The organism is Streptomyces sp. NPDC050121 (assembly GCF_044460385.1).
GTDB lineage: Bacteria > Actinomycetota > Actinomycetes > Streptomycetales > Streptomycetaceae > Streptomyces > Streptomyces soliscabiei.
Window position 1 is genome coordinate 246,554 of the sequence record NZ_JBITJV010000007.1, and the last position, 26,304, is coordinate 272,857.

Sequence of the window (26,304 nt, forward strand, 5' to 3'; positions counted from 1 at the left end):
GACCCGCCCGAGTCGCCACTTCTGAGGAGCCTTAGCGAGCTGTATCTCGCAGCCAGCAACTTAGCCTAACGTCCGTTAGTTCGCTAGAGTCGTGGATGGGCTACTGGCACGGTCATTTCCGCCGGAGCTGGTCGGGTGGGTGGTGGCCGAGTGCGGGAGGTCCGGGCAGTGCAACCGGCAGCTGCGGGCGCGGGTGGTGGTCTATTTGTCGCTTGCCATCTGCCCGTTCGCCGGGCAGGAATACGAGAAGGTGGCGCGGCTACTCATGCAGTTGGCCTGGGCGAAGCGCTGCTCATGGCAGGTGACCGACACGGCGGCGATTTCCCGGGCCCGGGACAGGCTTGGGCCGGGACCGTTGAAGGCCCTGTTCTCCCAGGTGGCCAAGTCGCCGGCGACTCAGTCGACGCCGCGGGCGTTGTACGGCATGGCTCGCCGGACGCCGACATCTGCACCGCCGCTACGAGCGCAAGGCCGACCACTTCCTCTCCGTCACCAGTATCGCCTGCACCCTGATCTGCTACCGCAGACTCACCACATGAGATGACCTCTAGGTCACTGATCTCAGGTTCAGAAGCTCGTGGGAGATCAGGACTGCTTGGTCGGCGCCGGCAGCCAGTTCAGCGTCGGAACTGTCCGGGTCGAACCAACGGGTCGCCCCCTCCAGTACGGTCATCACGACCTTGATGCGTCGCTCGGCGTCGGGAAAGCCCATGTCGAGCGCCGCTGCTTTGAAGAGGGCTTCGTACAGATCGACCCAGTGCGTCACCTGCTCACTGAGGTCAGTGGGCAGCATGTGTACCATCCGGTCGGTGGCCACCAAGAGGTCCCACAGGTTGCTTTCGGGCAGCCGAATCTGGCGGGTGAAGTGAAGCCTCACCATCGCGTCCCAGAACTCCGGCGCGTCCTCTGCCTCAGTGACAGCCTCGCAGAGAGCTCGTCCGAACTGTTGGAAGTGCCACCGCAGGGATTGCGCGACGATCTCGTCGCGACCCTCGGGGAAGTGAGAGTAGATGCTCGGTGCCTTGATGTTGAGTTCTTTGGCCAGCGTCCGCATGCTGACCGACTCCATGCCGTGGCGAATGCACAGCTGCAGGAATGCTTCGAGGACGCGCCGCTTAGCTGCGGTCATGCCGGTCCAGCTGTCGGATCCGATTATCTGGACGAATTCGTCGAGGGCTTGCTGACGGTGTGACGTACGTATGCCGACGGGCAGCTCCGACAGCGCGGAGGGCGCCGATCCCACTCGCTGATTGGACACAGTTGAGAGTCTATGGGAGCCAGGCGGCTGGCCCGTTCAACCGGCAGCGCGCCCGGCTCACGACTCAGACCTCGCCCTGGCTTTTACCCGGACGCATGCCCGGAGTGGAGGCCTGTTCGGGTCAAGCTCCGGATGGAACGCATGCTGTCGCTGCCGTTGTCCGCACCGGGTAGTGTTGGATGTTCGTCTGTCATCCAGCGATTCCTCCCCCGACACTCGTCAGTTCGATCATCGGCTGCCTCATGGGCCCCGCTGGCAAGCCCGCTCGTCGAAGCCCGAGGTTCGGCTGTTTCAAAGGTCGACGACCGGTCTTGCGCGTGGGTCCAGGGTGTCGATGGCAGGCCCTCGACCTTTGGCCTCTCCGCGTCTTCCGTCAGGAGCTCGAAGGCAGGTTGATGCCGACGTACTTGGTCTCCACGTACTCATTGATGCCCTCGGGGCCGCCTTCGCGGCCGAAGCCGGACTGCTTGACACCGCCGAAGGGCGCGGCGGGATTGGACACGATGCCTTGGTTGATACCGACCATCCCGAACTCCAGGCTCTCAGCGACTCTGACCGTCCGCTCCAGGCCGGCGGTGAAGACGTAGGCGACCAGACCGTACTCGGTGTCGTTGGCGAGCCGCACGGCTTTGTCGTCGTCGGAGAAGGTGGTGATCGGGGCGACTGGCCCGAAGATCTCCTCGCGGAAGACGTTGGCTTCCTGGGGGACGTTGGCCAGGACGGTAGGGGTGAAGAAGTAGCCAGGTCCGTTGCCCGGCTGGCCGCCGGTGAGCACGTCGGCGCCGCGGCTGGTGGCGTCGTTGACCAGATCGGTGACTTTGTTCTGCTGCTTGGCGTCGATGAGGGGCCCGACGGTGACTCCTTCATGGGTCCCCGGGCCGACGACCTCGGCTTCCATGCGCGCGGTCAACCGCCGCCCGAACTCGTCGGCGACGGACTCGTGGACGAGGAAGCGGTTGGCCGCGGTGCACGCCTCGCCCATGTTGCGCATCTTGGCCAGCATCGCGCCGTCGACGGCAGCGTCGAGATCGGCGTCGTCAAATACCAGGAACGGTGCGTTGCCGCCCAGCTCCATGGAGACTCGCAGCAACTGGTCGGCTGACTCCTTCACCAGCGCCTTCCCGACCGGGGTGGACCCGGTAAACGTGAGTTTCCGCAGGCGCGGGTCTGTGATCAGCGGGGTCATGACCTGGCCGCTGGTACCAGTGGGAATGACGTTGACGACGCCGGCGGGGACCCCGACCTCGGTGAGCAGGTCGGCGAGGGCCAGCATGGTCAGCGGCGTCTGGGAGGCCGGCTTGACCACCATGGTGCAGCCCGCGGCGATTGCGGGCCCGATCTTGCGGGTGCCCATCGCCAGGGGGAAGTTCCAGGGCGTAATCATCAGGGTCGGGCCGACCGGCTGGCGCATGGTCAGCAACCGGGTCTTGCCGTCGGGCGCCGTCGACCAGCGCCCGTCGATGCGCACGGCCTCCTCGGAGAACCACCGGAAGAATTCCGCGCCGTAGATCACCTCGCCCTTGGCCTGGGCCAGCGGCTTGCCCATCTCCAGGGTCATGAGCATGGCGAAGTAGTCGGAGCGCTCGGTGAGCAGCTCGAACGCCGCACGCAGGATCTCTCCGCGCCGTCGCGGCGGGGTGGCCGCCCACTCGGTCTGGGCCGCGACTGCGGCGTCCAGGGCGGCGGCGCCGTCACCGATGGCCGCCGATGCGACGTCCGTGAGGGTGCGACCGGTTGCCGGGTCTTCCACTGCGATGGTGCGGCCGTCGGAGGCGTCGCGCCACTCGCCGTTGATGAAGAGCCCGACGGGGACCTGACTCAGCGTGGTTTCCCGCAGCCGAGCCGTGGTCGCTGCCTCGTTGGGTGCAGTTCTGCTGTTCATCGACGTCCGTTCTGTGTGAGATCGGGGGGTGTCGCGAAGACGTTGGAATGAAGTGTGGGTAGGCGAGCCGCGTGTGCCCCGACGGCGCCGCAAAGCTGGGCGGTGGCAGGGTTCGGCGTCGGCCGGCCTGCGGGTCGTGGGCTCCCTGGCCGGCCGACGCCGTCGGTCTCGGGGTTGGTTGGTGCGTAGCCAGCTGTGTGAGGCCGAGGTTCGCCGAAGTCAGGTGAGAATGGCCGGCATCTTCTCGAAGGCGATTAGCCGGTCGGTGATCACGCGGGTCGGAGGCCGGAGCAGCTCGACCTTGGTGAACCGCTCGGCGGCCATGGTGAGGATGACGTCGACCTCGGCTCGTGCGATCAGCTGTCCCGCGCAGCTGTGGGCTCCGAGACCGAAGGTCAGGTTCCGGCTGGTCTCCATGGGCCGCTCGTAGTCGAACTCGTGCGGGTTGTCGAAGACGGCCGGGTCCCGGTTGACGGCGCCGATGGGGAACTTGATCATCGACTCGGCTGGGATGATGGTGCCGGCGATCTCGACGTCCTCGGTCGGGAACCGCGTCAGGAGCAGTTCGACGGGGTGGAGCCTGGCGAGCTCGTTGATGATGCGCTCGCGGGCCTCGGGCTTGTCGCGGTAGTCGCGCATGATGTCGGGTCGTTCGGCGAACAGCTCGAACCCGGCGCCGACCAGATAGGCGGGGTTGGGGGCGCCGGACATGTAGAACAGCACCATGTTCTCCAGCACCTCGCGCGGGGTGACCTCGCCCCGCTTGCTGGCGGCCAGCAGCTCGTCGGCCAGGCCGTTGCCGGGGTTGGCCTCCTTCTCCTTGAGCAGGGCCTCGGTGGTGTCGAACATGTACTTAAGGTTCTTGATGGATTTCTCCCGGATGCCCTCGCCGGGGTCGGTGGCCTGGACCAGCATGGCGTTCCACAGTGCCCAGAACAGGGGCTCGACCTCGCCGTCGGGCAGGCCCAGGACCTGGGCCATGGTCGTGTGGGTGGGCAGGACCCCGAGATCGAAGTGGGCGTCGATGACCGCGCCGGGCTGGTAGTCATCCAGGATCGCCTGCAACGAGACGCGGGTGGCCTCCACCCACTGCTTGATCAGCTTGGGGGTGAACCAGCGCGAGAAGAGGCGGCGGGCCCTGGTGTGCTCGGGCGGGTCCAGGGAGAGGACGGTGTTCCCGAAGGCCAGCCAGGGGTTCTCATCGACCCAGCTGGGCTCGCGGATGCTCATCACCGGGGCCTTGACGAACTGCATGGCCTCCTCGTATCCGAGGACCACGAAGGTGCGCTCGTCGGTCTGGTGGACCGGACCGAGCTCGCGGGCCCGGTCGTACCAGGGGTGGGGGTTGTTCTGGAACTCCTTGTCGCTCCACGGGAACAGGTCGTCCTCGATCGTGGTGGGCGTCACAGTGGTCCTTTCCGCGGCGGGGATGAGGATGGGCAGAGCGTCGTTGTCCGCCCAGTCCGCGGCGGCCTGGGCGGGGTCGAGCCCGGACGCGGCGTCGTGGCGTCCGGTGACGCCGATCTGGGTGGCGCCGAGGTCGACCAGCAGCTGCGACATGGTCTTGATGGCGTTGTTGTAGTTCTCGTAGCTGCTGTCGCCCAGGCCGAAGGCGGCGAAGCGCAGGTGGCTCAGATCCGGCCGCTCGTCGCTGAGAGCGTCGTAGAGGGGTTCGGTGGTGGCCGGCAGGCCGCCCTCCCCGTAGGTGGAGGTGATGACCACCGCGATCTGGGCATCAGCGACGTCGCCAACCTCCAGCTTGGTCATCTCGGTCAGCTGGGTCTCGATGCCGGCATTGGAGAGGGTCTCGACGATCTCGTCGGCCACCATCTCTGCATTGCCGGACTCAGTGCCGTACCAGACATGGATGAGTGTCATGCGAGTGTTCCTTCGGTTCCTGGGTTGCCGTGTCTCGTGTTGGTCTGCTGATCGACTACTGCCTGCCCGTCGCGCTCACGTCGTCGTGCGTCCCGTCGGTCGCCCGGTCGGCCTCGACTGAATCAGTGGCTTGAGGGGTGACAGGGTCGGTCGGGCCAGTCAGGTTGGTCGGGCTGGGGGCGGTGGTCCCGCGGTGGGTCTCCACCACGTCGGCCATCTCCTCGCGGGTGGTGAACTTCCACCGCAGCCGGTCGGGCCGCGCACGCGCTACCTCGGCACGGTCGATGGCTTTCCAGCCCTCGAAGGAGACGGCGTCCGGCGGCAGCAGGTCACGGATGCCCTTGAGGCCCGGCCGCCCGGAGGATCGCTGCAGCCGGTCGACCACTTCCTCAGCGGCGGCCTTGGCCAGCGTGCGGTTCTCGGCCAGGTTGCCCAACGCACCGCTGTGAGCGCCACCGGCCCACACCTGACGTTCGGGGTCGGCATGCGCAACCGGGTTCTGCTCGACGGTCGGGCGGACGAAACCCATGGCCGTCACGACGGTGTCGACGACGTAGGCCTTCTCGCCCGCCCCGGCACGCTCTCCCGAGTTTCCGGACTCCTCCGGTTCGCCTGAGGGGGTGGTCGTGGAGGTCTCACTGGTCCGGCGGGCGCGGACCAGGGTTCGGCCGTCGGCGTACTCGATCGCTGTGGGGGACCGGTTGAAGTGGATGTCGATGTGGATGGCATCACGCACGGCCGACGCTTCGCCCTCGGAACCGGCATCGGGGGCAGGTTCATCGCCGCGGGACAGGCTGCGTTCCACGACCTCACCGTCGACCGTGATCACGACGCCGGGCAGGCGGCACAGCTCGGTGAACATTGAGGCGTCCCAACGGGCGCGTTCGTGGGGTCCGCGGGCCAACAGGATCAGCCGGTGGAGGTCGTGGGTCGCGAGGCTGGCCCACGCCTCGTCGTCGATGTCGGTCCCGGCGAACGCCTCTTCGGTCTTGCACAGCAGCCTGGCGACGTCGATGGCGACGTTGCCGGCGCCGACCACGAGGAGGTCGGTTCCCAGCGGCCCGTGAGAGCCGCCGAGCGAGCGCATCCGGCTGTCCGGGTCGCCGTTGAGGAAGCGGAGGAGCTGGCCGGCGCCGTAGACCTTCGCCTCCGGGTGCGTCGGCACCTGCAGCGGCCGGTCATCGGAGAGTCCCGTGGCGATGACGACGACATCGAAGGCCTGCTCGAGTGTCGCGAGAGAGATGTCGCGGCCGATGACGGTATTGCCGACGAACTCGACGCCTTCGGAGGCGAAGAGCCGGTCGAACTGCCGACTCACGCCTTTCATGCCCTGGTGGTCTGCGGCTATGCCGTAGCGGACCAGGCCATAGGGGGTGGGGCGACCGTCGAAGACGGTGATCTTCACCTCTGGGGCCAACCGCCGGAGGGCGAGCGCGGTGTAGCAGCCGGACGGTCCGCAGCCGACGACAGCGACCTCTCCGGTCACCCCCGAGTTGCCAGCGTCCGCGAGTCCCGTCCGGACATTGCGTCGAGCCCGAACATCACGAGCAGGCCGCGCATCACGAACTGGCCGGGCGGCGACAGAGCCGGTGGAACCACCGGTGTTCCCGGACGAGGTGGGCGTCATCTGACCGTCTCCGTGTGGCGTCGGCGTCTCGGCTGATCCCGAGATTGGATGCCGGGAACATACCTAACGACCGTTAGTAAGTCTAGACGTTCACATAGCGAAAATCGCCTCGGTGGTCGGCCGCCAATTAACGGACCTCTATGGCGTCGCGCAATGCCCGGCGATCGGTCGCGGCGATATAGCAGCAGGTCATCGAGCTCGCTGGCGGGGTGGGCCAGGAATTCCAAGACGGCCCTTCCCATGCTGACGAACGTTAGGTAGGGTCCCCAGTCATCTTGGAGCAAGCGCGACGCGACATCTCCGTCGATCTCCCGTGACCTTGCCGATCAGCCCCTCTGAGGGAGCCACCGTGAGCGAAGCAACCAACTGTCCGGGTTCTGCCGGCGTCAGCGTCACCGAGTCCTCGACCCGTCTGTCCGGCAACCTCGGGACCACCTCACTGGTCCTGAGCGTCCTCGCCTTCTCCGCCCCCATCGTCACCGTGTCCGGCTACATCGCCTTCGCGATCGGCTTCGTCGGTGACTCGGCACCCCTGGCCTGGGTCGTCGCGACCGTGAGCCTCTTCATCTTCGCGGTCGGCTATACGACCATGACCCGTCACATCCACAGACCGGGTGCCTTCTACGCCTACATCAGCCTCGGGCTGGGCCGCGTTCTCGGCGTCGGTGGGGCCTACCTGGCTGCGGTTTCGTACATGCTCATCACCGTCGGCATCTACACCTTCTCCGGCGTCATGGTCTCCGCCGCCATCGACCACCTCGGCGGCCCCTCCGTCCCCTGGTGGGCGTGTACCGCCGGCTGCTGGGTGCTCATCAGCATCCTCGGCCACTTCAAGATCGAACTGTCGGCCAAGGTGCTGGGCACCGTCATGGTCTTCGAAGTCGTCCTCGTCAGCGTCTTCAACCTCTTCGTCCTGGCTAAGGGCGGCGAGAGCGGCCTGTCGGTCGAGCCACTGAACCCCGGGGACTTCTTCAACGGCGGAACCGGCCTGGCTCTGCTGTTCGCCTTCGGCAACTTCATCGGCTTCGAGGCCACCGCCTTGTACCGCGACGAGGTGCGCCGGCCCAGCAAGACCATCCCCCGCGCCACGTACCTGGCGGTGTTCCTGATCGGCGGCTTCTACGCCCTGTCCGCCTACTCGCTGATCATCGCCTACGGCTCCGGTGCGGCCGGCCGAGCGGTCAGCGACCCCACCACCATGTTCGACCACGCCATGTCCGTCTACGTCAGCAGCAACCTGGCCACCGTCACACTCCTGCTGGTCTCCACCTCGGCCCTCGCCTCGGTGCTGTCCACGCACAACGTCGTTGCCCGCTACCTGCAGAACCTGGGCGCCGACCACGCCCTGCCCACCTGGCTCGCCGCCGTCCACCCCCAGCACAAGTCGCCCTACCGGGCCTCTCTGGCCAACTCGATCATCGTCGGGTTGCTCATCATCCTGGCGGCCCTCTTCGTGTCTGACGAGAACAAGGTCATCGGCGCCGGAAGTGGCATCGGTACCGCTGGCGTGCTGGTCCTGATGGCGCTGGTCAGCCTGGCCGTGTGGCGCTACTTCGCCGCCACCGGCCGGCCGGCCGGCGAGACCGCCTGGCGCGTCACTGTCGCCCCGATCATCGCCTTCGTGCTCTTGGCCGCGGTCGTGATCTTCGCGGTCATCCGCTTCGACCTTCTCGTCGGCGGCGCACCCGGCCAGAACCTCTGGATGCTCCTGGTGCTGATCGCCTTCCTGGCCGCGGGCTCCGGTGTCGCCTACTACATGAAGCGGAACCGGCCCGACCTGTACGCCATGCTCGGCCGGGCCGAGGGAGACAACGTCGCCACCGACCCCACCGGCGAGGCCCAGATGGAGGCCGAGCTGGAGGCCACCAGCGGCTCCTGACCCACACCCGCCCCAGTGCCCCGCCATCAGCGGCGTCACCCCGTCAGCGCTCCGTCCAGCGTAGTCAGGCATCAGCGTGGTCAAGTGCCGTCCGCCGGCCACCGGCCCGCAACTGGCGGCGGGGCACGCACCGGGTCGCAACACCCTGCACGTCACTGCGGGACATCCATCGAACAAACCGACACACCAGCAACAGCTGCACAGAAAGTGGGTTAGCAGTCATGACCGGAGTCAAGATCGGACTGGTTGGTGCCGGGCCGTGGGCCAAGGTGTTCCACGCCCCGATGATCACCGGCGGTCCCGAGACCGAGCTGACCACCGTGTGGGCGCGACGCCCCGAGGCCGCCCAGGAGATCGCCGCTGAATTCGGGGCCACGGTCTCGAACACCTTCGAGGACCTGCTCGACGCCGTCGACGCCGTCGTGTTCGCCGTTCCGCCCTTCGTGCAGGCCGAACTCGCCCCCCAGGCCGCGGCCGCCGGCAAGCCGCTGCTGCTGGAGAAGCCCATCGGGCTCGACCTGGCCCAGGCCGAGAAGCTCGTCGCCGCGATCGACGCCGCCGGGGTGCCCACTCAGGTGATGTTCACCAACCGATACAGCCCTCGCATCCGCGAGTTCCTCGACCAGGCCGGCCAGCAGACCCCGATCGGTGCCGTGGGTTTCTACGTCAACCAGGCCGCTCTCCCAGGTGGATTCTTTGCCACCCCCTGGCGGGTGGAGAAGGGGGGCCTGCTCGACCTGGGACCCCACGTCCTGGACACCCTCGACGCCGCCGTCGGTCCCATCGTGGACATCCAGGGACAGGGTGACCCGCAGAGCTGGTACGTCATTACCGCAACCCACTCCAACGGTGTCATCAGCCAGGCCTTCATGTCCCTGACCAGCCCGGTCGTCCGCGACGTTGCTGGGGTCAAGGTCTACACCGAGCAGGGCGAACTTGAGTGCGAGTTCGTCGGCAAGGACGGCGATCCCGCCGTGCCCGGCGTGATCCGGCGCGAATTCGCCGAGGTCGTCGCCTCGGGGAAGTCCCACGAGATCGACATCCACCGAGCCCTCTACATCCAGCGGCTGCTCGAGCAGGCCGCCGTCACCAACCCGGACAGCACCACGACCACCGCACCGGTGAACCCGCCGGCCAAGGGGTGACCCACGCCCGTCAGCCCACTACTCCTGCCCTCGCAGGAGGCGTCAGCCTCCCGGACTGAAACCGGATCCGACCACCGCCAGACCTGGCCGCCACGGCCTACCGGCAGCCGATGACTTCGACAAAGAAAGAACTCATGGCCGACAACAACCCGGCAGCTTCCCCGGCAGCCACCATCGAGCAACTGCTGGGCCCGGACAGTCCATCGAACTGGGGAAAATGGGGCCCCGATGACGAGGTGGGGAGCCTGAACTACCTCGGCCCCGCCGAGATCCTTCGCGCGGTCAGCGCAGTGCGCAGCGGCGAGGTGTTCACCCTCCAAGTGCCCATCGGTGACCCGGACCGGTCCGACCCCGTATGGCCCGGCCGCACCCCGGCAGTGCGTACCCAGGTCATGGACGAGGGGTTCTTCGCCCGCGGCGAGGAGCCCGAACCCTCCGACGGGCATCACTGGGCCGACGACAAGATCGAGATGTTCACCCAGGGATCCACCCAGTACGACGCACTCGCGCACTACTGGTACGGCGACCAGGTGTGGAACGGCTACCCGGCCGACACCACCATCGGCGCCCTGGCCCGTGCCTCGGTCCTGCCCATCGGCGAACGAGGTGTGGTCGGCCGCGGTGTCCTGATCGACATCGCCCGTGCCCGTGGCAAAGACGTCCTCGACAGCGGAGAGCAGATCTCGCTCGACGACCTGCTCGCTGCCGCCGACCAGCAGGGAACCACCATCGAGCCGCGCGACATCCTCATCATTCGCACCGGCTGGATCGGCTCCTACTACCGCACCGCCCGCGAGGACTTCTACCGCGACTGGAACGAGCCCGGACTGGCCTACACTCCCGAACTCGTCAAGTGGTTCCAGACCATGGAGATCCCCAACCTGGTCACCGACACCATCGCCAACGAGCTCAGCTTCTACCCCGGCGGCCTCCAACTGCCCCTGCACTGCGCCCTGATGCGCAACCTGGGAGTCGCCTTCACCGAGCTGTGCCAACTCGACGACCTGGCCACCGCCTGCGCCGACGACCAGCGTTGGACCTTCCTCTACGCCGCCGCCCCCCTGAAAATCGTCGGCGGCAGCGGATCACCAGTGAACCCGCTGGTGATCCGATGACCACCTCCCCAACCCCACCTGCCAGCACACCTCCGGGCACGCACACGACCTCGTCTGCCGAGATGGTCGGCGCCACGAGTGGCATGGCCGAGTGCGGCCCAGCCGCTGCGATCGACGTCTTCCGCGACTCCCACGGCTTCTTCACCATGGTCGCGGTCGACCAGCGCGAGTCCCTCCGGCACATGCTGCGCGAGGGCCAACTGCTGGACGAGGTCGACGACGCGACGCTGGCCGGCTTCAAGACCGCCGTCGTGGACGCCATCAGCGGAGCCGCCAGCGGCATCCTGCTCGACCAGCAGTACGGCCTCGAGGCCGCACAGCGAGCCCAGTGCCCGGTCATCCTCGCTGCCGACATCCTGTCCTCCTCCGAGGCGGGAGGACCGGTCGACATCGCTGCCATCGACGACACCGTCACCGCGGAGACCGTCAGCCAGTTCGGTGCCCAGGCCCTCAAGCTGCTCCTGCCTTGGCATCCGCAGCACCGCAGCGAGGCCATCGACCTCGCTCACGCCTTCATGGCCCGTTGCCGCGACCTGGGGCTTCCGGGAGTGCTCGAGGGTGTCGTACGACCCCGTGACGGTCGAGCCACCACCTCTGGCGGATTCGCCGAGGCCCTCATTGCCGCCGCAGTCGACCTCGCCCCCACCCAGCCCGACCTCTACAAGACCGAGGTCGTCTTCGGCTCACCGGCCGACCGGCGCCTGGCCACCACCACCGCCGAGGCCATCACCGACGTGATGGCCTGCCCATGGGTCGTGCTGTCCTCCGGCGTCGCCGCCCACGACTTCGCGACCGCAGTCGCCGCATCAGCCGCAGGCGGAGCCAGCGGGTTTCTCGCCGGACGCGCGGTATGGAGCGGCGCGGCCACCTCGCCCGATCCTCACGAGTACCTGCGGTCCCACGCCGCCACCAACCTGCAAGGCCTCACCGACCACATCTGGGGCACCGTCTCATGACCACAGCCACACCCGCCAATAAACGGTCCGCCACCGCACAAGCAAGCGTGGCCGGTGCGGACGACCCAAGCCCGACGGGCGTCCCCGACGTTCTCGTTGTCGGACGGATCTGCATCGACCTGTACCCCGAGCAGGTCGGCGTCGGCCTGGAGCAGGTGCGAACCTTCAGCAAGTCCATCGGCGGCAGCGCCGCCAACGTCGCCGTCGCGATCGCACAGCTTGGCGATACCGCCACCCTGGTCACCCGCACCGGTGACGATCCGTTCGGAAGGTTCGCTCGTGACGAGCTCGGCCGACTCGGGGTCGACACCACCTGGGTCACCCCCCTGCCCGACTCCCAGTCAGTGCTGACCTTCTGCGAGATCCACCCCCCCGATGACTTCCCGCTCTACATCTGGCGCAAGCCCACCGCACCCGACATGTACGTCGACGAGGACGACCTCCCGCTGGACCTGATCCAGCAGGCGCCTATTTTCTGGGCCACCGCTACAGGTCTGTCCCGCGAACCCACCCGCGGTGCTCACCACGCGGCCTGGCAGGCCCGCGGACGCCGGCCCAACACCATCCTCGACCTGGACTATCGATCCATGTTCTGGGACAGCGAGGACCACGCCCACTGCGCCATGGACGCCGCCCTGGACCACGTGACCGTCACCGTCGGCAACCTCGAGGAATGCCGTGTCGCCATCGGCGAGACCGAGCCAGACCGAGCCGCCCAAGCGCTCCTTGAGCGTGGCGTCGAGCTGGCCATTGTCAAAATGGGCCCCCGCGGAGTCCTCGCCCGGACCCGCGACGAACGAGTCGTCGCCGCGCCCATCCCCGTCGACGTCGTCAACGGGCTCGGCGCCGGCGACGCCTTCGGCGGCGCCCTGTGTCACGCCCTCATGCGGGGTCTCCCGCTACAGGAGACCCTCGACCTGGCCAATGCTGCCGGGGCACTGGTCGCCACCCGCCGCGAGTGCTCTCTGGCCATGCCCACCCTGACGGACCTCACCGAGTTCGTCGCCGCTGCCCGGACATCGAGAAGCGTCACAGCCGGCCGGGCCGCCGCGGGATAGCCACCCGACCCGAGCCTCGCGGCCAGCACACCCATCCATGTCCCTCGGCCAGTCACCCCGGCAGCGCGGCACAGGAACATCCCCGCAGCCACCCCCCCCGCCACAGTCTTGACCGTTCGAGCAGATTCACTGAAGGAGCACCCGTCATGACCGAGATTCGGGTCGCCATCGTTGGCGGCGCTGGATTCATGGGCTTCGCGCACAGCCTGGGCTGGGCGGTGGCCCCCATCGCCGCTGACCCCGGCGCCAGCATCCGCAAGGTCGTCCTCGTCGAAGCCGACGACGAGCGCGCCGCGACCGCCGCCGAGCGACTCGGCTGGGAGGAGTGGTCCACCGACTGGCGAGAGGTCGTCGCCCGCGACGACATCGACGTCATCGACATCGTCACTCCGCCCGCTTCGCACGCCGAGATCGCCATCGCCGCGATCGAGGCCGGCAAGCACGTGCTTGTCGAGAAGCCGATCAGCAACGACCTGGCAGAGGCCGAAGCCATGGCCGTCGCCGCGGCGGCCGGCACCGTGGTCAACCAGGTCAGCTTCAACTACCGGCACGCGCCCGCCATCACTTTCGTCAAGCGGATGCTTGAGGACGGCACGCTCGGTCATCCCCTGCAGTTCCGCGCCCACTACACCCAAGACGGCGGCGTCCTCGGCCGCGTCATCAGCGGCTGGCGCGCCCAGAAGGGCGCCGGCGGATCCGGAGTAACCGGCGACATCGGCTCCCACATCATCGACATGGCCTCCTACCTGGTCGGCGACATCGAGCAGGTCAACGCCATCCTCGGGGCCAAGGATCCCGTCGAGAACAGCAGCTGGCTCTCCGACAATGATCGCCGCGAGGGAGGCCACCTCGACGACGCCGCCCTGTGGATGGTCACCTTCGACAACGGAGCCATCGGCTCCTTCGCGGCCACCATGTACGCCTCCGGTCGTAAGAACCGCATGTTCTTCGAGCTGGAATGCACCGGTGGCACTGTCCAGTTCGACTGGAACCGTTCCGACGAGGTTCAGCTCAGCCTGGTCAACGACCCCCCCGAGCAGCAGGGCTTTCGCACCATTATCGTCAACGAGCACCACCAAGATGTCTGGTGGCCCATCGCTGGCATGGGATCGGGCTACATCGACGACCACGCCCTACAGTTGCAGAAGTTCGTGCAAGCCATCGTCGAGGGTCGGTCCGGCTCACCCGACTTCGCGGACGCCACCCGCACCCAGCGCGTCATCACCGCCGTCATGCAGTCCGCCGACAGCCACCAGTGGGTCACCGTCGACGAGGTGAAGGCATGAGCCTCGACCTGCGCTGGTCCACCGACCTGGTCACCTTCTTCGACCCGCCCTATTGGGATCTGCCCGCCGACCTCCCCTACGACGACTGGGAGCGAGAGGTCGACAACGATCCCCGCCGCTTCTTCGACCGCATGCTCGACGAAGCCGCCCAGGTCGGGCTCGCCGGCATCGAGCTGGCACCCGCCCCCGGCGGCTGGGTCAACGCCCTGAACGCCTACGGGACAGCCGCCGCGTTCAAGCGGGAGCTCGACCGCCGCAACCTGCAGATGTCGTCCAGCTACGTCCTGCCCGTGCTCCTCAAGGCCGCCATCGACGCACCTGACCCCCGGGCCCAGGCCGACGCGAACCGGGCACTGGAAGAGGACACCGCTCGCCACGCCGCGTTCCTCCGCGAGGTTGGCTGCCCCACCATGGTGACCAGCACCATTCCCCGCGCCCCCTTCTCCGACATCGCAGGCGTCGAGGCCTCCGCGGCTGCGTTCGACGCCCCCGTCGATGAACACCTCATGGGTGCCGTCGCCGAACAACTCGACCGCATCGGCCGAGTCGCCTCCGCTGAAGGGCTGCACGTCGCCGTCCACACCGACGCCTACTCCTTGGCGTCCCGAACGGACGACATCGACCTTCTGATGTCGCTGACCGACCCCGCCAGAGTCAAGCTCTGCATCGACGCCGGACACATCGCACTCGACGGCGGCGACCCGCTCGCCGTGGTCCAGCGCCACGCTGGCCGCGCCCCCGTCCTGCACTGGAAAGACTGCGCCAGCCACCTTCCCCCGCACACCCTCAGCGGCCCTCCCATGACCCGGCACGATGTGATGATCAAGTACTTCCGCGTCATGGGACCCGACGGCGTCGTCGACTGGACCAAGTGGACCCAGATCCTCCGCGACCAGGGATGGCGGGGCTGGGGCGTCGCAGAAATCGACATGTCCCCGGACCCACAGCGACAAATCCGCGAAGGTATCGACTACTTCAACCGCACCCTCGCCACCGACTCGTAGGACTCCGAGTCAGACCTGACGGAGTTCTACGAGCGCTGGATTCCTCAATGGATGTACACATATCGGCGTCGTAGTCGGCGAGTTGTCCGGGGACGGGGTTTCTCCCCAGTCAGGTACACGCGAACGTGGCCAGCTGCGCGGTCGTCACAGGGCCGGGGCCGCCCTGTCCTGCGCCCTCGGAGACCGGGCGGCCCCGGCTCTCCGGCCCGCACCAGCCTCTCTTCGGCGTGGGGACGTATCTCTATACCTCGTTGGCCGCGTTCGGGCATACGCCGACACGAGTGAACGGGGCAGACCGGCCCCAGAGCCAGGGGCGGGTTGTGTGGTGGCCACGGCGGTCTGGGTGATGTCGTCGGGGTTGGCGAAGGACCGCCCGGCCAGGGCGGTCTAGCGGAAGATCCGCCACCAGCCTTCCTGCAGATTCAGCCAGCACGCACCGCGCGGGATGAACGGGTGACGGATCCGGGAGTGATCCTCCAACCAGGTCCGGGTGGACAGTCTGTTGTGATGAGGGCAGGTTGTTGGTGGTGATCCAGATCTCACCTGTCAGTTTGGGTGTCCTCGACCAGTTGCAGGAACTGCTGGTAGAAGACGCTGTTGCGGGAGGATGCGGCCACAGCTCAACCGTCACGATCCACGGCGGCTGCTGCCCCTTCCCCATGTGCCGGTCAGCAGCCCCACAACTGCCCGCATTCCAGGGCCACTTTGTTACTGGGCTTTCCGTTGAGTTGTCGGGGAGTGACATCGTTTGAACCCTGCGGTAGTTCGTGGGCATGAGGTATGCGCAGGGTGGTGGTTTCACTCCGCAGGGCCAGGTCGCGCGGGAGCGGGTGCGCATACTTGCCGCCGATGGCTTCGCTCAGGGTGAGAAGAACGTGGTGATAACCAAAGGCTCCGGGGCAGTACTCGGTCGGTGGAACGGTGGCGACGGTCCTGGCGGGAGGGCGGAAGAGGGGAGCGCTCTGTAGGTCGGGCCCGGCGAAGCGGCCGAAGGTCGGCGACCGTGACTTCGCCGCGCTCGAGCCGGTCCTGTTGGAAGGCGCGATGGCTCAGGGCTGGGCGGATGAGCGGTGGACGCTCTCGCGCGTGCAATTGCTGATCGCGGATCAGCTGCGGGTGTCGTGCACGGGCCACTACGGCGTCGAACTCCACGTAGGTCCATTCGGCCGCCTCTCCCGAATCCGCACGGAAGACGAAGAAGGGGGGAGTCGGTGTGCCGACGCATGGCCGAGTCCCAAGTGTGCTGGAACGTATCGGAAATCATGTGCGGGTTTCCTTGCACTGGTGGGAGCCGGCAGGACGATCGTGGGCCGCCAAGGAGATGCCGCATGTCTCCTTGACGCAGGCGACCGCGATGCAGGACGGAGTCGGCCCGGGCGCACCAGGTCCAGGGGGCGCGGAGGTACAACACACGTCTCGTTTACACACGTCTTGCGAGGTGGATCGTGTCGACGGGTGGCGTGCGACAGAGTCTCGATCGACAGGAAAGTCAAGTCAATGCGCAGTGAAGGGCTTGATTCGCAGTACCGCCCTGCAAAAATGTGCAGATGCAGACCCCGGGTCCGAGCGCCGACGACCTCCTCGTCCTCCTGGAGGTCGCGCGCAGCGGCCGCTTCAGCAGGGCGGCTGAGTCCCTGCGCGTCAACCAGGTCACCGTCTCGCGGCGGATCGCCGCGCTGGAGCGTGCGGTCAGCGGCAAGCTCCTTGTTCGCGCGGCTTCCGGATGGGAACTCACCGACCTCGGCCGCCGTGCGCTGGCGGCAGCGGAGCAAGTCGACGGTGTGCTGCAGAAGTTGGAGTCCGTCCGAGGTCGGGGCGGAGATCGAGGATGTCGTCCGGCTGTCGGCCCCGACGGCTTCGCCACGTTCGTCGCCGCCCCTGCGGCGGCCCGTCTGCACCAGGACCACCCGGGAATCAGCGTGGAAATCGTCTCCGCGACCCGGCGCGCCGCGCAGCACCGCTCTGGCCTGGACATCGAGATCGTCGTCGGAGAGCCACGAGTGCTGCGGGCCCGGGCGCTCCGGCTCGGCGGCTATGTCCTCGGTCTGTACGCCACCCCCGATTATCTGGCGCGCCATGGGGAGCCGACGGGATTCGACGATCTGGCCCGGCACCGCCTGATCTACTTCATCTCGTCCATGCTCCAGGTCGACGACCTGGACGTGGGACGCCGCTTTCTCCCCGAGATGCGCGACGCGGTGACGTCCACCAACGTCTTCGCCCACATCGAGGCCACATGCGCCGGCGGCGGCATCGGGCTGCTGCCCACCTTCATGATCGCCCCGCACCGTGACCTCGTAAGGCTGCTTCCCGGAGAGGTCACGGTCGACATGGCCTACTGGCTCGTCGCCCGCGAGGACACCCTGCGACGCCCCGCGGTCGCCGCCATGGTGAAGCAACTCAGGCGGACGATGAAGGAGATGGGCAACGTGCTGTCCACCACCGCCCCGGGGGCGTGAAGTCTCCGGGAGAGACGCTCACGAGCGCACGCAGGTGAAGTTCTCGGCCCGGTCGGGGTCGCCATGACCGTTGTACCGGGGCCATTCCGGATAATCGCACAGCGGCCGGGTGCGCCCGGAGGCGGCCGGGTTGAGGTCCAGGGGATGGGCCGGAAGCCTGCTGCCGATCCCGAGCCCCGGTGTGCTCAGATCCGCGCCCGACAAGAAGGGAGTGCCGGGATAACCGCGTTCCCCGCTGGCCAGCTTGTAGCCCCACTCGACGGGTGAGGACAGGTCCCGGACCGCCTTGATCTGCGGGTCGGACAGGCAGGTGGGGCCGCGGTCCTCGCCGCCGGGGCAACGCAGGACCCGCGGGTCGAAGTGGCATCCGGCCTCGTCGGAGATGACGCCGTCGCGTACCCCGTCGTCGCCGTCGCAGCTCTGCATGACCCGGTCGTAGATCAACTGCTGTTTCTCGCGGCTCGGGAAGGCGCCGGGACGCTGCAGTATCTGCGTCATGTGGCCGAACCACAGGTCGAGCGCAGCGGCGTTCCAGGCCGGAGCGGCGGAGATCACTCCGTCGAAGTCACGGGGCCAGCGCTGCGCCACGGCCAGGGCCTCGCGGCCGCCGCTGGATGCGCCCGCGAAGTAGGAGCGGCGGGGCTGGGTGCCGTAGCGTTCGGCGATGAGGAACATCGCGGCGTCGCGCGTCTTCTTGAGCGCGTCCGCGGCGAAGTTGCGCAGTGCCTCGTCGTTCATCGCGAAGGCGCCCGCGTAATTCCAGTCGTTCAGGGCGAGCTGGTGGCCCGAGTCGCCGGCGAAGACGGCGAATCCGCGGGCGAGGGGAACACCCTCGGCGGCATCGCCGAAGGGGACGTTGTCGGTGAGCGAAGGAATGGCGCCGTCGTAGCCTCCGCCACCGAACATCATCGCCTTGCCGTTCCACTCGGCCGGGAGTGCGATGCGCATCTCGATGTTCGGGGCTTCGGGGTCGACGGGGAACAGTTCCGCGTCGACCTGGCAGTACTCCCCGATGGCCCCGGAACCCGTTCCGGAGGCCGGGACGGTCTTCGTCTCGGTGACTCGTCCTCCCGATGTCGGGAGGCCCAGGGCGTCTGCGGGGATGGCCAGTTCGGCGAGCCCTTCGCACCTGGCGGGTGGCCCCGTCGCGGCTCCTGACGTCGCCGGGAGCGAGACCATCGTGAGTACCGCGATGACGGGTGCTGTCAGCGCACGCACAAAGGCGGATCTCATAACTTCTCCTCGGAATCAGAAGGACGTGGCCGGACCCAGTGCCTGAGATCATCCGGCACGCCTCCGAACGGCGGAATTGCGGCGGCCGCAACGCTAGGGAGCGGGCCCCGCGCTTGAAACGCGGAGACAGTGCACAGTTGCGCATGCGGGAACTGCATTTCTGTCGACGCTGCGCGAGCTGCCCGAGCGCGCTGAGGCGCCGCAGGGTCACTTGCGGCAGGCGGTGTTCCCGCCGCTGCGCGTGAACTGCTCGAAGAAGCGCCACGAGGCCTCCGAAGCGCTGGGCGCCTTCGGGTCGTTAAAGGTGCCCGCGTACTCCGGGTCCGTGGTACCGCCGGGCCAGTAGTGCGACATGCCGTCCACGATCCACCGCTCGGCGATCTGACAGCCGTCCCGGCCCCGTGCCACCTTGCTGGTCCACGCGTAGCCGTCGGGGACCTGACCGGTCCTGGACGAGGTCGGGTCGTCCCGGAAGGTGTCACCGTCCGTCCCCGGCTTCAGGAGATTGTTGACAGCGAGCCACTCGAGGTAGGCCTGTCGGGCGCACCCGCCGAGCACGGGTTGTTCGCCGAGTGGGTCACTGGTCCCGCCGATCGAGAAGAAGGGCATCACGTGCGCCCGCGGCCCCATCTGCTCGACGGCCTGTGGTGCGTAGAGCAGGGCGGTGGCATCGGGCAGGACCATGCAGGAAAGGAAGTCCATGCCGTAGCCGCCTCCCGCCGACACTCCGGCCGCCGCGTACAGCTCGGGGTAGGCGGTGGCTGTCGCGCTCGACTGGAAGGCGCCCGAGGACATGCCCATGAGGTAGACGCGATCGGTGTCGACGTGGTAGGCGGAGCTGGTCTGCCGGGTTATCCCGGCGACGATGTCCGCGTCGCCGCCTCCGCCTCGGGTGGTGCTCGCCTTGTCGTTGCTGACCGCGCGCCAGCACTGTCCGCCGTTGTCGGGGTAGGCGACAAGGAAGCGCTCGCGGTCCGCGAGCGGGTTGAGCAGGTTGGCGTGCATCTGCTGTTCGGCCGTGGTGCCGCAGCCGTGCACCATCACGTACAGGGGGAGCCTGTCGGCAGGCTTCCAGCCCTTGGGCACATAGACCAGGTAGTCGTTGACGCCCGTCGACGCCTCGTAGGTCCGCTGGTCGACGTGTCCCTCGCCGCCCGCGGTGTCCTCATGTTCGGCTGCGAGGGCGGGCGGGGCGACGACGAGTGTCAGGCAGCTCGCCGCGACGGTCACGGCGAGCACGGTGCGGAGCCATATCCGGTCGGCTGTCAGGCCGATGGATCTCCGCGAAGTCCCAGGGCATGCGGACTCTCCGCGGCCGAAGGGCTTGCGACCGTGCTTCATGAACGAGGGGATCACGGGGTCCTCCCAACGCGGCACCCGGGACGCAGTCGATGCGCGACGGGTCACCGAAGGCCACTGATACATAAGGCAGTTGTTCTACCGGGGCAAACTGAAGATCAGCGATGGAGAGCGCAAGAATGTCCCTCAACGTCCCTCCTGCACCTCGGCCCTGACCGACACGGGGGCGCATTCCCGCGCCGAGGCGGCAGGCAGATCTCGCCCGGCCCGGTGGGGCGCAGGATCGCGAGCGCGCGGCCCTCGGAAGCGTCACGCCCACTGCGACACCAACGACTCGATCACGATGTGCCGTTCGTAATCGGCCAAAACGTCACGGTCGAGCCCGCTGGTGAGCAGGCAGAACGAAAGGCCGGTCTCCGGGTCCGCCCAAGCGGACTGCCCGCCGGCCCCGCCGTGACCGAAGCCGCGCGGGGATGTGCAGCCACCGAACGGCCGCATCGGCATCGCGGCATCGCGCGACGGCACCCGCAACACCGCGCCGTCGTCCGGCCCCGCGATGACCAGGCCGATGCTTCGGTTGGCGCTCGCACCCACCCGGTCCGGGTCAAGGAAGGTATTACGGATGTGGCCCGTGGCGTCCGCCAACACGTCCGGCCGCCACAGCTCCGTCGAGTTCCACATGAGCTCTTGGTAGAACAGCGCCACACTCGCCGCGTCCGAGAAGGCCCCGCCGCCAGGCGCACCCACCGCGATCAGTTCCGGGTCGTTCCCGAGCGCCAGCACCACCGACTCGTTCGCTTCCAGGACCGCTTCGTCGACGGGGCGTCCGGACAGCGTTTCGAGCATTTCGATCGGATGCTTGCCGGTTGCAGTGACCGGCTTGAGGTTGCCCTGCCGCTCGTTGGGCACGCCCAGTTCGAGACGCTCCAACCCCAGCGGGTCGAGCACGTGGGCGCGCAGCGCCTCCCGGTAGTCCTGTCCGGTCACCCGTTGGACCACTTCCGCCAGCACCCAGTGCGCCGCGAGGGGGTGGTACTCGTAGCGGCTGCCGGGCTGCCACTCCAATCGCCAGTCCGTCATGCGCGCGGACCGCCCCTCGCGCGTGACAACGCTCTCCTGCTCGATGACTGCGTGGGGGAACCCGCAAGTGTGCAGCAGCACTTGCTCGATGGTGACGACGTCCTTGCCGTGCGCGCCGAATTCGGGCCATACCTCGACCACCCGGGTCTCCAGGCCGATCAGGTCCTCTCCGATCAACTGCCACACCAGGGAGGCCACGATCGGCTTGGTGGCTGAGAACAGGCAGAACCGGTCGGACTCCCGGGCGTCCCCGAACGACTCGAACACCACCGTCTCGTTGTGCCGGGCCGCGGCGAACTGCGCCGCAGGCCAGACGCCTTCGTCGACCGCGGCCTGGATACACTCACGCATCGCGGCCAAGGGCCGGCTCGTCGAGCTCATCGTCGGTTGTCTCCTCGTGGGTCAGATGGGGCACGAAGTGAGGCATCAGCTCAGGTCAGCGAGTGCAGATCGCCTGGGCCTCGCTCATCAGCGGCGGTGGTGAATGCCGGCGGCGCCGATCGGGGCCGTCGCCATGCTCCGCGTCAGGTAGGTCAGGGGAGGTGAGTGGCAGCGGCGCCGTCCGCTGCCGCTACCCGGCATGAAGCCCCGGCGTGAACGCCCAGGGTTCCTCGCGCAAGATCAGACTGAGGCTACAAAGTTGCCTCACCCGGCGACCAGTCCTCCGGAAGCGGACCGGAGGCCTGTACCGAGCTGGCGACGTCGATGAACGAGCCCGTGTCGATCGACTCGGCGACGGACACCATCGTGTCCAGGACGTGGTGGGCCAACTGCCCGGTCGCGCGGTGCGGTACACCGCGTCGCAGGGAGCGTGCCATGTCGAGGACGCCCATGCCGCGACCGTCCGCCGGGCCTGTGGTCTCGACCGTCGTCCACTCGCTGGCGCCGGTGGCCCAGATCTTCAGCTCGCCGTCGAAGGTGTTCGGGTCGGGCAGTGAGAGCGTCGCCTCGGTGCCGGTGATCTCGACGAACCCCGCCCGGATGTGCGGGGATTCGAAGCTGAAGATGCTGTTCGCGGAGCCACCGGACGCGAACTGGATCAGGGCGCTCACGTGTGTGGGCACCTCGACCTCGAACTCCTCGCCCGCTCGCGGGCCTGAGCCGATGGTGCGGGTGGCCATGGCCATGGAGCCGACCGCCGAGACCCGGCGGACGCTGCCGAAGGCCTGCACCAGTGCGGTGAGGTAGTACGGGCCCATGTCGAACAGCGGCCCCGCGCCACGCTGGAACAGGAATGCCGGGCTGGGGTGCCACGACTCCGGCCCCGGGGTCTGGAAGATGGTCTGGGCCGTGAGCGGGACCCCGATGCCGCCGCGCTCGATGATCCGGCGGGCCGTCTGCAGACCAGCTCCGAGGAAGGTGTCCGGCGCGCACCCGAGTCGCAGGCCGGCGTCGGCCGCCTCCTTCAGCAGCCGGAGCCCGCTCTCCCGGTCCAGCGAGAAGGGCTTCTCGCTCCACACGTGCTTACCCGCCCGCACCGCCGCGGTCGCGATCTCGACGTGGGCCGCCGGTGTCGTGAGGTTGACGATGATCTCCACGTCCGGGTGGTCCAGGGCGAGCTCAGGAGTGCCGTGCTCAGGGATGCCGTGGTCCCGTGCGCGGACCTTCGCGACTTCAGGGAGAAGATCGGTGACGGCGTGGACCTTCAGGTCCGGGAATGTCGTGAGGTTGTTCAGGTACTCCTTGCTGATCACGCCGGCGCCGATGACGGCAACCCCGACCGGCCCGCGGCTCATCGGGCACCGCCCTTGGTGCGGTCGGCGCCGGGGCCGGCCTCGAGGTAGCGCAGCGAGGAGGCGACGCCTTCGAAGATGTCACCGGCGTAGTCGTCGAACTCGACGATCCCCACCTCGAGGTGCTTCGCCGCTTCGATGATGCCCCACACGTCGATCTCGCCCTGTCCCGCGGGGAGTTGCGCGGCCGTGTCCTTCGTGGCCGGACCGTCCTTGATGTGGATGGCGATCACGCGCTCGCCGAGGCGTTCCAGGAGCCTGGCGGGGTCTTCGCCCCCCACGGCGGCCCAGTAGGTGTCGACCTCGAGGACGAGTTCGGGGTCGAGCAGGTCCGCCAGGACCTCCAGGGCGGTGGCACCCCTGATCTTTGAGGAGATCTCCCAGTCGTGGTTGTGGTACCCCACGCGAACTCCATAATCCGCGCCCTTCGCCGCTGCGGCGTTCAGGCGGGCCGCGGTGTCGCGGATCGCCTCGATGTCCTGCCAGCGCTGGGGCGGGACGAGGGGGTGGACCACGGCGCCGATGCCGAGGCGCCGAGCGGCGGAGAAGATCTCGTCCTGGTCGGGGGGAGTTTCGGCGGGGATGTCGGCGGCGATGTCCGCCGGAGCGTCGATGGGGATCAGGAGGGTGTGGCCCGTCGGAGCCGTGATGTCGTGCTCCGCGAAGGCTGCGGCGAGTTCCTCGGTGCGGGTCTCGAAGGCGCAGGGTTCGACCCGGCGGTAGCCGATCTCGGCGAGTTGTCGGATCGTCCCTTCGAAGTCCGTTTCCAGTGCGTTGCGGACCGAGTAGAGCTGCACGGAATACGTCATGGAAGCAGAGGCCTTTCGGAAGAGGTGTTGTTGCACTCGATGGCCGCCGTCAGTTCGCGGCGCATGTGGTCGGTCACTCCTGGGAGCTCGTTCAGGAGCACGGACAACGGCAGGGCCGTGGACCGGCGGAGCAGTTGCTCCACGTCCAGGTGGGGAGGCAGGTGATCCCGCAGGATGCCGGAAACCGACGCGAGGACCGCGTCGTGCGCGGCGAGGCGCTCCACCGGGCTGTCGAGAGTGAGCAGGTCGGGTGTCGTAGTGGGCGTGTACGTCCATGCGTGCCGGCCGGCACCCACGGCGTGCTCCGCCCGGTCCGGGTGCTCGGGCAGCGCCACCACCGCGGTGGTGCCGTACGGGATCGTGACACGGACGGTCATGGCGTCGTCCTCGTGTTCCCACTCGACACTCACTCGCCCGTGGACGGTGTCGTGCGCGGTCCGGGCATGGGTCAGGCCGCCGCCGGGTCGTGGCGCGATCCGCATCGTCCGGTAGCCCGGGCTTGTCGCCCGTACGCCTCCGATGACGGTGTGCATCCAGTTCGCGACGGAGCCGAGCGCGTAGTGGTTGAGGGACGTCATTCCGGACGGGTTCACCGTGCCGTCGGGCAGGATGGCGTCCCACCGCTCCCAGATGGTGGTCGCTCCGCGGACGACCGGATCGAGGAACGAGGGCGCCCGTGTCTGCAGCAGCAGGCGATAGGCGTCGTCCGGGTGCCCGGTCGCCGTCAGGGCGTGCACCACATGCGGCGTGCCTGCGAAGCCCGTGGAGATGCGGTAGCCGTCGCGCCGCACGATGTCGGCCAGACGCGCGCCGGCGTGGGGCAGTTGGCCCTCGTCGAGCAGGCCGAACCGAATGGCCAGGGCGTATGCCGTCGCACACTCGCCGGTGATACGGCCGCTGGAGCTCACGTACTCGGCCCGGAACCCCGCTCGGACCTGATCCGCGACTTCCGTGAAGTACGCGACGTCGTCCGCACGGTCCAACACGTCCGCAGCGCGCGCCATCTCACGTGCAGTCTGGTGGAAGAAGGCCGTCGCGACGAGATACCGGTCGGCCTTGGACTGGCCGGGGCGGTCCATCGGGGTGGAGGGGTCGAGCCAGTCCCCGAACTGAAACCCGGTATTCCACAAGCCTGTCGGGTCGAGCAGCGGCACCACACTGCGCGTGAACGTCGCCATCGAGTCGTAGCAGCGGCGCAGAATCTCCTCGTCGCCGTACTCCCAGTACAGATGCCAGGGCAGCCGCACCGCTACGTCGCTCCACAGGGCCGTCGGTGTGTCGTGGCCGGGCTGCACATCGGGTACGACGTACGGGACGAACCCGAGGTCCTTCTGCTCAAGTGCGAGGTCGCCGAGCCACGACATCAGCACCCCACGCACGTCGTACAGGTAGGTCGCCGTCGGGGCGAAGGCGTTGATGTCTCCCGTCCAGCCGAGTCGCTCGTCGCGCTGCGGACAGTCGGTGGGAATGCCGACGAAGTTGCCGCGCATCGACCAGACGACGTTCTCGTGCAGCCGGTTCAGCAGGTCGTTCGACGTCTCGAACCATCCCGTACGGGTCATGTCGCTGTGCACGACCACGGCTCGCACGTCTTCCGGTTGCAGGTCGCCGGGGAGTCCGCCGATCTCGGCGTATCGGAAGCCGTGGTAGGTGAACCGTGGCTCGAACTCCTCGGGTCCGTCGCCGGCCAGGACGTACCGGTCGGTGGCCTCGGCCGTGCGCAGGGTCGTGTAGTCCGGCACGCCGTCGACGAGCACCTCGGCGTGCCGGACGGAGACCGAAGTTCCGCGGGGCCCGTCCAGGCGGAGCCGCACCCAGCCGGGGAGGTTCTGGCCGAAGTCCACGACGGTGGTTCCGGCCGGGGACTTCCAGATCCTTAGCGGCGGCAGCTCCTCGACGCGTCGGATCGGCTCCGCGGTGGCCTCGGCCAGGGTGGCCATGTCCCAGTCGACCGGTTCGGCCTCGTGCCAGGTGCGGTCGTCGAATCCGGGCTCGTTCCACCCCGCTGGTTCGAGCGTTGCGTCGATGGTGACCCCGTCGTAGAGGGAGTTGGCGCGTACGGAGCCCTGCCCGCACCGGAACCTCTCGCCAGAGGCGACGTACTCCGTCCGGTCCGGGTAGCGCAGTTCGATCAGGGAGAGCAGAGCGGGGCGGTCGGCGTAGATCCGGGGGCGCGTGATCTCCTCGAAGCCGAGGCGGCCGACGGCCCAGCCGTCGCCGACGATGGCGCCGAACGTGTTCGTGCCGGTGCGTACCGTGGCGGTGAGGTCGTGGCTGCGGACGAGGAGGCGGTGCCGGTAGGACGTCCAGCCCGGCGCCAGGACCTCGTCGCCGACCGGGGATCCGTTCAGATGGGTCTCGGCGGTGCCGAGGGCGGTGATGTGGAGAGTTGCGCTCAGGAGGTCCGGGCAAGCTTCGAACTCGGTCCGGAAGTACACCGCCGGATCGCCTGGCTCGCCCACGCGTCGTTCGGGCGAGCCGACGAACACCGCGCCGGCGGCTTCGAACTGTGCTGAGAGCATGGTGTCCATTTCTCGTTCGGAGACAGTTGGCCGCGTGCGGCTCGAACGGTGTCGTGGGCCGGTCGGACACGCGTACGGTCA

Annotated in this window: 19 protein-coding genes; 9 read left to right on the forward strand and 10 right to left on the reverse strand. The window is 68.0% G+C overall.

The window, feature by feature from the left end; all coding sequences use genetic code 11:
• Positions 1–91 precede the first annotated feature (91 nt).
• Complete coding sequence (locus tag ACIBTS_RS13845; RefSeq protein WP_399319173.1) at positions 92–544, forward strand: transposase domain-containing protein; 453 nt, start codon at positions 92–94, stop codon at positions 542–544.
• Positions 545–547: 3 nt separating this feature from the next.
• Here ACIBTS_RS13845 and ACIBTS_RS13850 read toward each other — a convergent pair whose 3' ends face one another.
• The 4 genes from ACIBTS_RS13850 to ACIBTS_RS13865 all read right to left on the reverse strand — a co-directional run bounded on the left by ACIBTS_RS13850 (position 548) and on the right by ACIBTS_RS13865 (position 6,504).
• Positions 548–1,258: a TetR family transcriptional regulator gene (locus ACIBTS_RS13850; RefSeq protein ID WP_390977957.1), complete on the reverse strand. Its 711-nt coding sequence runs from the start codon at positions 1,256–1,258 to the stop codon at positions 548–550.
• Between the two features lie 373 nt (positions 1,259–1,631).
• Positions 1,632–3,140: an NAD-dependent succinate-semialdehyde dehydrogenase gene (locus ACIBTS_RS13855; protein WP_399319175.1), complete on the reverse strand. Its 1,509-nt coding sequence runs from the start codon at positions 3,138–3,140 to the stop codon at positions 1,632–1,634.
• 219 nt (positions 3,141–3,359) lie between these two features.
• A complete protein-coding gene (locus ACIBTS_RS13860; protein WP_399319177.1) occupies positions 3,360–5,018 on the reverse strand; it encodes a cytochrome P450 in 1,659 nt (552 codons plus the stop codon).
• Positions 5,019–5,073: 55 nt separating this feature from the next.
• Positions 5,074–6,504: an FAD-dependent oxidoreductase gene (locus ACIBTS_RS13865; RefSeq protein WP_399319179.1), complete on the reverse strand. Its 1,431-nt coding sequence runs from the start codon at positions 6,502–6,504 to the stop codon at positions 5,074–5,076.
• A 490-nt stretch (positions 6,505–6,994) separates the two neighbouring features.
• On the opposite strand from ACIBTS_RS13865, the gene ACIBTS_RS13870 reads away from it, so the two are divergent.
• From ACIBTS_RS13870 to ACIBTS_RS13905, 8 genes are all read left to right on the forward strand, one after another.
• Positions 6,995–8,524 carry an APC family permease gene (locus ACIBTS_RS13870; protein WP_399319180.1) on the forward strand — a complete coding sequence of 510 codons (1,530 nt, stop codon included), beginning with the start codon at positions 6,995–6,997 and terminating at the stop codon, positions 8,522–8,524.
• Positions 8,525–8,745: 221 nt separating this feature from the next.
• Positions 8,746–9,669, forward strand: a complete 924-nt coding sequence (locus ACIBTS_RS13875) for a Gfo/Idh/MocA family oxidoreductase (RefSeq protein ID WP_390977967.1) — start codon at positions 8,746–8,748, stop codon at positions 9,667–9,669.
• Positions 9,670–9,779: 110 nt separating this feature from the next.
• Positions 9,780–10,784 (forward strand): cyclase family protein, encoded by a 1,005-nt coding sequence (locus tag ACIBTS_RS13880; RefSeq protein WP_399319182.1) that lies wholly within the window; start codon positions 9,780–9,782, stop codon positions 10,782–10,784.
• A complete protein-coding gene (locus ACIBTS_RS13885; RefSeq protein ID WP_399319184.1) occupies positions 10,781–11,740 on the forward strand; it encodes a hypothetical protein in 960 nt (319 codons plus the stop codon). The genes ACIBTS_RS13880 and ACIBTS_RS13885 overlap by 4 nt, the downstream gene beginning before the upstream one ends.
• Entirely contained in the window at positions 11,737–12,798 is a 1,062-nt protein-coding gene (iolC, locus tag ACIBTS_RS13890; RefSeq protein WP_399319185.1) for a 5-dehydro-2-deoxygluconokinase, read from the forward strand. The genes ACIBTS_RS13885 and iolC overlap by 4 nt, the downstream gene beginning before the upstream one ends.
• 146 nt (positions 12,799–12,944) lie before the next feature.
• Positions 12,945–14,084 carry a Gfo/Idh/MocA family protein gene (locus ACIBTS_RS13895; protein WP_399319186.1) on the forward strand — a complete coding sequence of 380 codons (1,140 nt, stop codon included), beginning with the start codon at positions 12,945–12,947 and terminating at the stop codon, positions 14,082–14,084.
• Positions 14,081–15,088, forward strand: a complete 1,008-nt coding sequence (locus tag ACIBTS_RS13900) for a sugar phosphate isomerase/epimerase family protein (RefSeq protein ID WP_399319187.1) — start codon at positions 14,081–14,083, stop codon at positions 15,086–15,088. The genes ACIBTS_RS13895 and ACIBTS_RS13900 overlap by 4 nt, the downstream gene beginning before the upstream one ends.
• Positions 15,089–16,635: 1,547 nt before the next feature.
• The gene (locus ACIBTS_RS13905) at positions 16,636–17,547 is read left to right on the forward strand and encodes a LysR family transcriptional regulator (protein ID WP_399319189.1); all 912 of its coding nucleotides are present in this window, start codon (positions 16,636–16,638) and stop codon (positions 17,545–17,547) included.
• An 18-nt stretch (positions 17,548–17,565) separates the two neighbouring features.
• Here ACIBTS_RS13905 and ACIBTS_RS13910 read toward each other — a convergent pair whose 3' ends face one another.
• The 6 genes from ACIBTS_RS13910 to ACIBTS_RS13935 all read right to left on the reverse strand — a co-directional run bounded on the left by ACIBTS_RS13910 (position 17,566) and on the right by ACIBTS_RS13935 (position 26,223).
• Complete coding sequence (locus ACIBTS_RS13910; RefSeq protein WP_399319190.1) at positions 17,566–18,780, reverse strand: tannase/feruloyl esterase family alpha/beta hydrolase; 1,215 nt, start codon at positions 18,778–18,780, stop codon at positions 17,566–17,568.
• 207 nt (positions 18,781–18,987) lie between these two features.
• Positions 18,988–20,010 carry an alpha/beta hydrolase family esterase gene (locus ACIBTS_RS13915; RefSeq protein WP_399319192.1) on the reverse strand — a complete coding sequence of 341 codons (1,023 nt, stop codon included), beginning with the start codon at positions 20,008–20,010 and terminating at the stop codon, positions 18,988–18,990.
• Between the two features lie 378 nt (positions 20,011–20,388).
• Complete coding sequence (locus ACIBTS_RS13920; RefSeq protein WP_399319194.1) at positions 20,389–21,540, reverse strand: serine hydrolase domain-containing protein; 1,152 nt, start codon at positions 21,538–21,540, stop codon at positions 20,389–20,391.
• Between the two features lie 251 nt (positions 21,541–21,791).
• Positions 21,792–22,895 (reverse strand): Gfo/Idh/MocA family protein, encoded by a 1,104-nt coding sequence (locus ACIBTS_RS13925; protein WP_399319196.1) that lies wholly within the window; start codon positions 22,893–22,895, stop codon positions 21,792–21,794.
• Positions 22,892–23,701: a sugar phosphate isomerase/epimerase family protein gene (locus ACIBTS_RS13930; RefSeq protein ID WP_399319197.1), complete on the reverse strand. Its 810-nt coding sequence runs from the start codon at positions 23,699–23,701 to the stop codon at positions 22,892–22,894. Before ACIBTS_RS13930 ends, ACIBTS_RS13925 begins: the two co-directional genes overlap by 4 nt.
• A complete protein-coding gene (locus tag ACIBTS_RS13935; RefSeq protein ID WP_399319199.1) occupies positions 23,698–26,223 on the reverse strand; it encodes a family 78 glycoside hydrolase catalytic domain in 2,526 nt (841 codons plus the stop codon). The genes ACIBTS_RS13930 and ACIBTS_RS13935 overlap by 4 nt, the downstream gene beginning before the upstream one ends.
• Positions 26,224–26,304: the final 81 nt, after the last annotated feature.